At 66.0% G+C, this 10,305-nt stretch carries 9 protein-coding genes; 3 read left to right on the forward strand and 6 right to left on the reverse strand.

From position 1 onward, the window contains the following. Positions 1-118 precede the first annotated feature (118 nt). The 3 genes from AK36_RS01530 (at position 119) to AK36_RS01540 (ending at position 3,299) form a co-directional block, all read left to right on the forward strand. Positions 119-1,261, forward strand: coding sequence for a DUF2827 domain-containing protein (locus AK36_RS01530; protein ID WP_011880842.1), 1,143 nt, complete (start codon positions 119-121; stop codon positions 1,259-1,261). 741 nt (positions 1,262-2,002) lie between these two features. After that, positions 2,003-2,806, forward strand: coding sequence for an EAL domain-containing protein (locus tag AK36_RS01535; RefSeq protein ID WP_011880841.1), 804 nt, complete (start codon positions 2,003-2,005; stop codon positions 2,804-2,806). 61 nt (positions 2,807-2,867) lie between these two features. Then, positions 2,868-3,299, forward strand: a complete 432-nt coding sequence (locus AK36_RS01540; protein ID WP_045577700.1) for a hypothetical protein — start codon at positions 2,868-2,870, stop codon at positions 3,297-3,299. 46 nt (positions 3,300-3,345) lie between these two features. On the opposite strand, the gene AK36_RS01545 is transcribed toward AK36_RS01540, so the two are convergent. The 6 genes from AK36_RS01545 to AK36_RS01570 form a co-directional block, all read right to left on the reverse strand. Beyond that, positions 3,346-5,310 carry an FkbM family methyltransferase gene (locus AK36_RS01545; protein ID WP_045577701.1) on the reverse strand — a complete coding sequence of 655 codons (1,965 nt, stop codon included), beginning with the start codon at positions 5,308-5,310 and terminating at the stop codon, positions 3,346-3,348. Between the two features lie 34 nt (positions 5,311-5,344). Then, the gene (locus AK36_RS01550) at positions 5,345-6,481 is read right to left on the reverse strand and encodes a DUF2827 family protein (RefSeq protein ID WP_011880838.1); all 1,137 of its coding nucleotides are present in this window, start codon (positions 6,479-6,481) and stop codon (positions 5,345-5,347) included. Between the two features lie 21 nt (positions 6,482-6,502). After that, positions 6,503-6,970, reverse strand: a complete 468-nt coding sequence (locus AK36_RS01555; protein WP_045577702.1) for a DUF4019 domain-containing protein — start codon at positions 6,968-6,970, stop codon at positions 6,503-6,505. A gap of 25 nt (positions 6,971-6,995) precedes the next feature. Further along, a complete protein-coding gene (locus tag AK36_RS01560; protein ID WP_045577703.1) occupies positions 6,996-8,150 on the reverse strand; it encodes a DUF2827 domain-containing protein in 1,155 nt (384 codons plus the stop codon). 14 nt (positions 8,151-8,164) lie between these two features. Then, positions 8,165-9,310: a DUF2827 domain-containing protein gene (locus tag AK36_RS01565; RefSeq protein WP_011880835.1), complete on the reverse strand. Its 1,146-nt coding sequence runs from the start codon at positions 9,308-9,310 to the stop codon at positions 8,165-8,167. Between the two features lie 309 nt (positions 9,311-9,619). After that, complete coding sequence (locus AK36_RS01570) at positions 9,620-10,300, reverse strand: OmpA family protein (protein ID WP_045577704.1); 681 nt, start codon at positions 10,298-10,300, stop codon at positions 9,620-9,622. Between the last annotated feature and the right edge of the window lie 5 nt (positions 10,301-10,305).

Here is a 10,305-nt window from a genome sequence, read left to right on the forward strand (position 1 = left end):
CGCGGCGCATGACGATCCATGACAGTCGGGCGGCGCACGCTACGTTAGACTGGCGGATAGTTCGCGCGGCTGCCGGCCGCGCTACACTGCGTCCAGTCCATCTCTCCTCCCGCCCACGATGAAGTCTCCTGTCCTGAACGGCCTGCGTATCGGTATCACGATCGGCCTGCGCACCGCCGACGAAAGCATGTGGATCAACGGCATCAAGCAGAACGCACTGTTTCTCGCGAAGCTGCTGATGGCGTCGCCGCACGGCTACCGCGTGACGCTGGTCAACACGACCGACGTGCCGTTGACCGACGCGCTGCCGTGGGATCGCACCGTGTACGACACGCGCGCGTTCGCCGACATGAAGGATGCGCTCGACGTGGTGATCGAGCTGGGCGGCCAGATCGACGGCGCGCAGACGGCCTACCTGAAGGCGCGCGGCGCGAAGCTCGTCAGCTACTGCTGCGGCGTCGAGTACATCAACGCGATGGAGTCGATGCTGTTCGGCCGCCGGATGTGGGATTCGCTGTTCATCAACCGCGGCTACGACGAGGTGTGGGCGATTCCGCAGATCGCGCCGTCGTCGCTGCCGTTCCTGCAGTCGCTGCGCCGCTGTCCGGGGCGCGTGGTGCCGTTCGTGTGGGACCCGATGTTCGTCACCGAGCGTGCGGCCGTGCTGCCCGGGCACGGCGAATACCGGCCGCGCACCGAGCCCGGCAAGCGGCTCACGGTGATGGAGCCGAACCACGACGTCGTGAAGTTCTGCGTGTATCCGATGCTGATCATCGACGAAGCGTATCGGCGCGACCCCGACGCGATCTGCTTCACGCACGTGACGAACGCCGACCGGCTTGCGCACGACAGCCCCGAGTTCGTGATGCTGATGAACTACCTGGACATCGTGCGCGCGGGCAAGGCTAGCTTCGTCGGGCGCTTCGAGACGCCGCTGTTCCTCGCCGACATGACCGACGTCGTCGTGTCGCATCAATGGTCGAACCCGCTCAACTACTTCTATTTCGACGTGTGCTGGCAGGGCTATCCGCTCGTGCACAACGCCAGCCTCGCGCCCGATCTCGGCTACTACTATCCGGACAACGACGTGCAGAAGGGCGCGGATGCGCTGCTGCACGCGCTGCATACGCACGACGACGACTGGGAAGGCTACACGCGGCGTCAGCGCGAGATCCTGCGCCGCTACACGTCGGCGAACCCGGCGCTGGTCGCCGAATACGACGCGCTGTTCGCGAATCTGATCGGCGCGACGCTCGCGTGACGGGCAACGCGATTCCCGGATTCAGGTCCGAGACAATCGCTGGCGACGCGATAAAAAAAGAAACCGTCGAAACGGGGAGATTCGACGGTTTGAAGGCACGAAAATCGACGGCTCCGAGGGGGAAGTCCGTCAGAAATAATTTTATAGGTTAACTGGTCTGAAAGATTGTTAAACATCTTTCGGCAGATAATCGTAAGATTATTTGAAGATCAATTGTCTATTTGATTTTTCAAAATTGCGTTTCGTGAGTTATCAATCCCGCTTGCGGCAGCGGCATTCGATCCGGCCGCGACCGGACACTTAATATTCGCTATTGATTGTTCTGCCGCGTGGCGCGACGGCGTTGCGTTTCGGCAGATTCGGCGGATTCGGCCGCCAATATCGAAAATACATAATCGTCACATCAAATTAATAACGTTCAGGCGTTTTCGAACAAATCGAACCATGCTGAGTGTCGGCGGATGAGAGGCGCCGGCGGCCGAACCCGATTGTTTCCGAATCGGCGGGTTATGTGACCTGTCGCACCGTCAATGAATCGGGTACGTGGTGTATTAATGGTATTTGAATATCCTTGACAATGCCGTGTTTGACGGCGCGCCGGCATGAAACGTACGCTGTCGGAAAAGATGAAAACCTGAGGATGGGCCGGGTAAGCGGTGGCACGTGTCGTGGTCGGCATCTGCCATATGTTTCGTGAGCGCGGGCCGTCCATCGGCGGCTCGCCATTTGCCGGAGCGCCGGATGAATGCGGTCGAACCTCGCCTGGAGGCTAACAGGGAACGGAATCGGGACGATATCGAGTGCGTGTTCGGCGCGTCGGACGATCACCCGGATTCCGCGTCGGTACGCAGTTTCGTCGAAAGCCGGCTCGGGTTCGCGCGCGAGCCCGTATGCCGGGCCGATCTGTCCGGCGGCGTTCTGTATCACGAATGCCTCGCGCGGTTGCGCTGGGGCGCGGGCGAGAGTTTGGCGCCAGGCGCATTTCTGCCGCGCCTCGAGGCGCTCGGCCTGATGCGCTGGTTCGACCGGCTCGTGGTCGGCCGGACGATCGATGCGCTGCGTGCCGATCCGAATGCCGTATACGGCTGCAACATCGCGGCGGCGAGTGCGGTGCTCGACAGCGCGTGGCTAGCGATCTTCCGGCGCCTCGAACGTGAGCCGTCGGTTGCAGCGCGGCTGGTCGTCGAGATCACGGAGACGGAGCCGCTGAACCCCGTTGCCGGGCGCGCGTTCGTGCATCGGTTCCGCCAGGCCGGCTGCCGCGTCGCGATCGACGATTTCGGCGTCGGCTACAGCGCGCTGAACAATCTGGTGGTCGGCAATCCGGACATCGTGAAGCTCGACCGGTCGGTGCTGTCGCTGATCAAGCGCAATGCGATCGGGCGCTACCAGTTTCGCCGGCTCATTGCGTTTGCGCACGAGAATGCGCGACACGTCGTCGTCGAAGGCGTCGAGAACGAACTCGACCGGGAGATTCTGGTGGATTCCGGCGTCGCGTGGGCGCAGGGCATCCGCTTCTCGTGGCGGTCGCCGGCCGCCGCGTGACAGCGTGGCAGCACGCGTCGGTACGGTATCGGACAATGGCGGATCGCAAAGGAGCGAGAGCATGGCGGTGACGAAGCTGAAGACCGGACACGGGGTGCACGAGCGGCGCGATGGCGCAGGCGGGCTGGTCGCGCTCGCCGAGCTGGCCGACATGCTGCGGGAGTTCAATGCCGAAGCCCGCGAGGCAGCCGATGCGGCCGTCGACATCGCCCCGTTTCTCGAAGGCCTGAAAGCCGTCGAACGGCATATTCGCGCGCTGAAGCCGCTCGATGCCGACGGCCGCGAGTGCGCGGCGCGGCATTATTTTGCCGGCGTGTTCGCCGGCGCCTGCGGCGACGATTCGGTGATCGCGCGCGGTGTGTCGGGCAGCCTCGCGCAGCAGGCGCGCGGCTTCAGCGGGATGGCGGCGCGCTGTTTCGCGCGCGTGGCGCGCATCGGGCAACGGCATGGCCGCGTATTCGCCACGTGGCGCGCACAGCGCGAGCCGGCCTAGCGGCCGATCGCGGGTGTCGGCCGCTTGTCGTCGGCCGCTTCGTCAGTCACTTCCGGAACTCTCCAAGCACGTACGTGAGCGCGCGATCGATCGCGTCATCCCATCGGCCGGGATGGGCGGCGCGCGCTATCCGGACACTGCGGTACAGCGCCGTCTGCGAACCGGTTTCCCAGCGCGCATCGGCCTTCGGGCTCAGCAGCAGAACTGCCGGCACGCCCAACGCGCCGGCCAGATGGATATGCGCGGTGCAGGTCGTGACGACCGCGTCCATCGCGAGCATCAGCGCGGCCAGGTCGCTGAAATCCTCGATCGCATGATACGCGAAGGTGATCGGCAGATCCGTCTGCTCGGACTGCGCGGACATTTCGCGGTTCATGCAGTACGCCGCGTGTCCGTGCAGGCGTGCGAGCGGCGCCAGATCGCGCACGCTGGCCGCTCGCAGAAAGCGTGCGTCGCTCTCTTCGCGACCGCGCCAGTTCAGCCCGATGCGGCGCGTGCCGGGCGCGCTGCCGTCGCGCGCGATGCGCTCGCGCCACGCGGCCGCGCGCTCCGGCGGGCATGACAGATAGGCAGTCGGTGCGTGCTCCGGCGCCGGCGCAAAGCCGAAGATTGCGGCCAGCACGAGGAACGAGCACCAGTAATCGTGTGCAAGTTCCGACGCGTCGATCCACGGGCCCTGCGCGGCGACGAATTCGATCTGCGGGAACGTGTGGCGCATCAGCGTGGCCAGCGCGGCCGGGACGATGACCGTCACCGCCGCGCAGCCGAGCGCGTCGAGCGCATGCAGGTAGCGCGCGTATTGAAGCTGATCGCCAATGCCGCCGTAGCTGACCACGAGCAGCCGCTTGCCGTGCAGCGGCTGGCCGTCGTAGAGCCGCTCGATCGGCAACCCGAACTGCGCGGCGCTCAGCACTTTCTCGCTGGCGATGGTCGCGCGTGCGGCTTCGTCGCGCCGGCCGGCGCGCAGCAGCAGCGCCGAGCGCGCCAGCTCGACGCGGCCGCGCAGCGGATCGGGCAGTACGGCCCGGTCGCCGAAGCGTTCGAGCGCCGCGAGGCCGGCGTCGGGCACGCCGGCGAAGCCGTAGCATGACGCGAGCTGGAACGCGATCGCATCGTCGTCGAGGCCGCGGCCGCGCGCGCGTAGCCAGCGGTCGATCGCGTGCCCCCATTCGCAGCGCGCCTCGTGCTCGAGCGCGCGGTTCCAGTTCGTTTCGGGCGCGTCGGCGTCCGCTATCGCAGCGGCGGCAGCGCCGCGTTGCGTAGCCGGCGCGGTGACGAGCGGCTCGCCCGAGATGAACAACCGCTGCCGGTCCCAGCGCGCATTCGGCACGCACAGCATGTTGAGCCCGTCGATCTGGAAGAACGTGTAGTCGAGCCCGGCGAACGTGTCGGCGATCGCCTCCATGCCGACCTTCCAGTACTCGATCCAGCACCACGGCAGATGCGTTTCGATCAGCTGCCGCGCGCCGCGCAGCGCGTCGATCTCCATCCCTTCGATGTCGAGCTTCAGAAAATCGAGCCGCGGCAGGCCGAGCGAATCGAGTCTGACGATCGGCGTCGGCGTGCCGCCCGCCGCGTGTTCGCCGACGAGCGAGACCTGGCCGAAGTCGCTCGCGCGTCCGTAGTCGACGTCCGGCACCTTCATCGTGCCGTTGCTGCTGCCGAGCCCCATGTTGAGCAGATGGAGGTTGTCGAGCTCATTGAGCGCGATGGTGCCGCCCAGCGCATGATAGAGCGTGCGCTGCGGCTCGAAGGCGTACACCTGGCCGCCGCGCTCGCGCAGCCGGTGCGCAATCGGCACGCACACCAGCCCGGCGTTCGCGCCGCCGTCCACCGCGATCGCGCCGTCGGGCAGTTGGTCGATCACGTGCATGATCGTGTCGAGCTCGCGCTGGATATGCGGGCGGCCGGTCTTGATCAGCGCGTCGGCCTGCAGGTCGCAGTGCCGATTGATCAGGAACGGGCCGTGGATCGATTCGATCACGACGAAATTGCGGATGGTCTGATTCATCGGCGCGCGGATGGATGGGATGTGGGGAAGGCCGTCAGCCCGGCGTACGGCCGCCGAACAGGCGCTGGATCTGCTCCGAATACGTACGCACGTTGTGCTCGGCGAGCGTATCGACCTGTTGCAGGCAGCGGCGTGCCGCCGCCGCGTAGTCGTCGAGCCGCGCGTCGTGCGTCTGCGCGGCGGTTGCGATCGCTTGCGCGGCGTCGAAGATTTCGAAGTCCGGATAGTAATAGCCGACGTCGCGCAGGAACGCCGAGTTGTGCACGAGCGGGTAGTTGCCGTACAGCGCGTCGTACAGCAGGTAGTTCAGGCCGTTTTCCCAGTGGTGCGACACGACGATGTCGGTATGATGCGCGGCCCACGCGACGAACGGCGCGCGCACGTCCGCCGTCGCCTTGCCGTCGCGCACCATCTCGAGCCCGAGCGCGAGGTGCTTGAAGGCGACGTTTTCCTTCTTGTCGAACGTGTTGGTCATGTACACGTGTTCGATCAGGTCGGGATGCTCGACGTAGCACGCGTTCGCGGCGAGCATCGGCACGATCGAGCTTTTCACGACGTTCAGGTTCGGCTCGAAGAACGCGATGCGCTTGGCCGGCCCGTGATTGCGATAACCAAACCGCGCCTTGAGCTCGGGGTCGGCGTCGAGGCTGCGTTCGATGAAGTACGGCGACCAGATGTGCGGCAGCTCGATCACCGGCGCACGATAGACCGCGCGGAAATATGCCGCGCACGTATGCATGTGCTGCGGATTGGTCCAGATCTCGTCGAACTGCACGCGGTTCGGGTTCGGCCGCCAGTCGTTCTTGCCGAAGTTGATCGTCTCGACCGCGATCACGTAGTCGTTGCCGAAGCGGTACGACACGCACTTGCCGCCGCGTCGGCGCACGGCGTCCGTGTGCGACGAGTCGATGAACGCGTTCATCTCGATCAGCAGGTCGGTGTCGTGGACGATCGCCGACAGCGGCCGCAGTGCGTCGCCGAACGCGTCCATCATCAGCGCCGGCGGATAGTCGGTGATGCCGTCGTCGTGCGCGAGCCACACGTTGCCGATCAGCGGCGAGCGTTTCAGCAGCATGTAGAGGAACACGCAATGCTGGTTCGCGCCGTTGTACCAGATCGACTGCGCGGAGTCGCGCTGCACGTTCATCGTAATCGCGACATTGATCTTCATCGCTGGCTCCGGGCGCGCGGCTTAGGGCGCGTAGTTTTGCGATTGACGCGGCACGTAGCCGGTCAGATGCCAGAGGCCGTCGTCCTCGAGGCGGAAGCTGAGCTTTTCGTACACGGTCGTGCCGGTGGTGAGCGTCGTTGCATAGTCGACGTTCGCGTACAGCCCGTCCGGCGTCGTGCCCGCGTTCGTATAGCGGATCCGCGTGATCTGCGCCCAGCCGCGATGACGCACCGTGCCGACCGACTGGCGCGCGCGCTGCATGTCGGCCGCGAACTGGTCCTGCTTGATGCGCGCCTTCACGAACGCGGCCGAATCGGCCCATACCGCGCCGTACTGGCCCGCGTCGAGCTGCTTGAAGACGGTGTCGGCGTCGCGCAGCAGCGCGTCCGCCGATTCGCCGCCGGCCTGCGCGTGCGCGCCGATCGCGAGGGACGCGGCGGCGCAGCCGATCAGCCATTTCGCGCGGGAGAGGGACGAGTGTGCGTTCATGTCGGAGTCCGGAAAGGGCGGCGCGTCATGCGTCGCGATAGAGCGCCGCGATCGCGTCCGAATAGGCGGCGACGTTCTCGGGGTTGTAGATGCTGACCGAGTCGAGCACGTGCTTCGATTGCTCGCGGTAGGCGTCGAGGTTCGCGTCGTGTTGCGCGAACGCCTGCAGCAGCGCCCGGCCGCCGGCCTGACAGTCGAAGTCCGGATAGAAATACCCGGCCTTGCCGAGGAACGGCGAGTTGTGGATCAGCGGATAGTCGCCGTACAGCAGTTCGTAATAGAGGTAGTTCTGCGCGTTTTCCCACGTGTGCGACACGACCGCGTCGCCGTAGGCGGCCATGAACTCGTAGACCGCATAGCGGCTTTCGAACGTCGTGATGCCGTGGTTCACGATGTCGAGGCTCTTCGCGAAGTGGACGAAGGTTGGATGCTCTTTCAGGTGCAGCGTGTTGCACACGCGCACGAATTCGAGGAAATCCGGCTTCGCGCGATAGGCCTCCTCGGCCACCAGCATCGGAATGATGCTCGTTTTCACCATGCAGATGTTCGGCTCGAACATCGTCACGCGCCAGCGCGGCTTGCCCGGCCGATAGCCGTACGACAAGCCGGCGCCGAGCGTCGCGCGCGCCTTGTCGAACAGCATCGGATGCCAGATGTGCGGGACGATCGTCACCGGCGCGCGCAGGCCCGTCTGGTAGTAGTGCAGGCACGAGCGCTCGAATTCCGGAATCGTCCACACCGCGTCGTACGGCGCGCCCGAGAACAGGAAGCCCGACGGCTTGTCGAACATCGCGCGCTCGATGTCGATCACGTAGTCGTTGCCGACCCGCATCGTGACGATCTTGCCGCCGCGCTCGTGGAAGGCGCGCAGGTAGTCCGCGCCGAACTGCGCGCTCATTTCGATCAGTACGTCGCAGCGCTCGAGCGCTTCGTCCATCGACAGCAGCGGCACGTCCCATTCGCCGAGCATCATCTGCGGATCGGCGACCTGTTCGCCGCCGTTCACCATCACGGCTTCGGCGACGAGCGGCGACTGGCGCAGCAGCAGGATCAGCAGCAGGCAGTTCTGGAAGATGCCGTTTTCCCACAGCGACTGGCCGGCGCCGCGTACGAACAGCGACACGCCGACGACGAGACGCTTGCCCTCGCCGGGCGCTTGACGGGCATTGGAGTCCGACATGCGTATGCTCCGGTTCAGGCGACCAGGCGCGCGACGAACGCGTCCAGGTTCGCGGGGTTGTCGATCGAGACGGCCTGCAGCAGCCGGCCGGCCTTCGCGCGATAGTCGTCGAGCCGCTCGTCGTGATGCAGCCACGCGTCGTACAGCGCGCGGCCGCCTGCGGCCGAATCGAAGTCCGGATAGTAGTAGCCGGCGTCGCCGAGCAGCGTCGAGTTGTGGATCAGCGGATAGCCGCCGTACAGCACGTCGTAGTAAAGGTAGTTCTGCGGATTTTCCCAGTGATGCGAGACGACCGCATCGGCGTGGCGGGCCATGAAGCCGGGCAGGTCCATGCGCGGCTCGAACGTCGCCTTCTGCTGGCGCACGAGGTCGAGGTTGTTGGCGAAATGGACGAAGGTCGGATGCGCCTTCATGTGAATCGAATTGACGACGAACAGATGTTGCACGGCCTCCGGATGCGCGCGATAGAACTCGTCGCACGCGAGCATCGGGTAATGGCACGACTTGACGACCGAGATGTTCGGTTCGAGCGTCGCGAGGTGCCACGGGCGGCGGCCGGGCCGATAGCCGAAGGTCACGCCTCCGCTCGCGAGCGCGGCGATGCGGCGGTCGAGGAAATACGGCGACCACAGATGCGGCATCGTATGGACCGGCGCGCGCGTGAGCGTGCGCAACAGCGGCACGTCGATTTTCTGCGACTTCTCGAGCACCCACACTTCGTCGAACTGCGTGCCGTTGAACACGTGGCCCGACGGCTTGCCGAAGATCGGCGTTTCGGCGAGACCGCTGTAGGTATGGCCGACGTAGCACGCGACGAGCTTCGTGCCGAGCGCCTTCACGTGCCTGAGCCATTCGACCGGCAGTTGTGCGCCCATCTCGATCACGACGTCGATGTCGTGCGTGACGTCCGTGGGTTTCACGAGCGGTACGTCGAGGCCGTCGAGTTCGAGGCCGGCGGGCAGCGCGTTCGCGTCGCCGCCGTTCAGGAAGTAGACCGGACCGATGCGGTCCGAGCGCTTGAGCATCATCGCGAGATACGCGATGTTCTGATGAATGCCGTTTTCCCAGATTGCCTGGCCGTCACGCGCAAACAGCGAGATGCCGACCGCCGGTCGTTCTCTGCGAGTGCCGCCTGACGCGGCTTGATCGATGTACGTCACCGGTTGGTTTCCTCTGCGGCGTCGCGCGTCAGGCGCTGGTGTCGAGCGACTGGCCTGCGGACGGCGCGCCGTGGATTGTCGTGGTTGCGTTCGCGTCGGCGCGCGCTGACGACGGATCGGGCGGCGCGGATCGCGAGGCGGCCGCCGGATTCCGGTGTGTCGTCGCGCGAAGCTGGCACGGCGCGCGACGCGGGCGGAAAGTTCCGGCGACAGTCTGCGGCGATTGTGGCACGGAAGACGCCGGTTTGTGGAGGGCCATGACGATGTTTGACATAGCGGAGGGGCGGCGCGGGGCCGCTGTTCGGCGCGTCAGCGCTTCAGCGAGATCTCGACGCGACGGTTGGCCGCACGGCCCTCGGCCGTCGCGTTCGACCCGACCGGATCGGCGCTGCCGCGGCCGGCGACCGCCATCGTATGAGCTTTCAGCCCGTGCGCGTGCAGGTAGCGCGCGACGACGTCCGCCCGGCGTTTCGACAGCGCGAGATTGGCCGCGTCGCTGCCGGCCGAGTCGGTATAGCCGGTGACCGTCACTTCGGTGTACGTGTGGTCTTCGCGTTCGCTCAGCAGCTTGTCGAGCGATGCGCGCGCGGCGGGCGTCAGCGTGGCCTGGCCCGTTGCGAACAGCGCGTCGCCCGCGAGGTTCACGTGTTCGACCGCCGCGGGCGCGGGCGCCGGTGTCGGCACGGGCGCGGCGGCCGCGGCCGTTTCGGCTGGTGCGGCGCCGCACTGGAAGACCAGCGTGGCCGGATCGGCGTGGTTGCGCAGTGCATGCGCCGAATCGGCGACGCGCACCGGCTGCTCGCCGCAGATCTTGCGCGCGGCGTTCATGCAGGTCTGCGGGCCCGACAGCACGCCGTGGCAGTCGACCTGGAACGTGCGCACGCCGTCGCGCGGCTGCAGTTCGGAGGCGCTGTAGGTCGGGCCGGATGCGGTCGAGCACGCGGCGAGGCCCAGCGCCGAAAGCGCGAGCGCAAGAGCGAGTTTGTTCACGGTTA

Origin of the sequence: Burkholderia vietnamiensis LMG 10929 (assembly GCF_000959445.1) — a bacterium.
GTDB classification, from domain to species: domain Bacteria; phylum Pseudomonadota; class Gammaproteobacteria; order Burkholderiales; family Burkholderiaceae; genus Burkholderia; species Burkholderia vietnamiensis.

Bases quoted from the DNA above. Each gene is read 5' to 3' on its own strand.
- AK36_RS01540 (WP_045577700.1), top strand. From the start codon at position 2,868: ATGGCGGTGACGAAGCTGAAGACCGGACACGGGGTGCACGAGCGGCGC.
- AK36_RS01530 (WP_011880842.1), top strand. From the start codon at position 119: ATGAAGTCTCCTGTCCTGAACGGCCTGCGTATCGGTATCACGATCGGC.
- AK36_RS01535 (WP_011880841.1), top strand. From the start codon at position 2,003: ATGAATGCGGTCGAACCTCGCCTGGAGGCTAACAGGGAACGGAATCGG.
- AK36_RS01550 (WP_011880838.1), bottom strand. From the start codon at position 6,481: ATGAAGATCAATGTCGCGATTACGATGAACGTGCAGCGCGACTCCGCG.
- AK36_RS01545 (WP_045577701.1), bottom strand. From the start codon at position 5,310: ATGAATCAGACCATCCGCAATTTCGTCGTGATCGAATCGATCCACGGC.
- AK36_RS01560 (WP_045577703.1), bottom strand. From the start codon at position 8,150: ATGTCGGACTCCAATGCCCGTCAAGCGCCCGGCGAGGGCAAGCGTCTC.
- AK36_RS01555 (WP_045577702.1), bottom strand. From the start codon at position 6,970: ATGAACGCACACTCGTCCCTCTCCCGCGCGAAATGGCTGATCGGCTGC.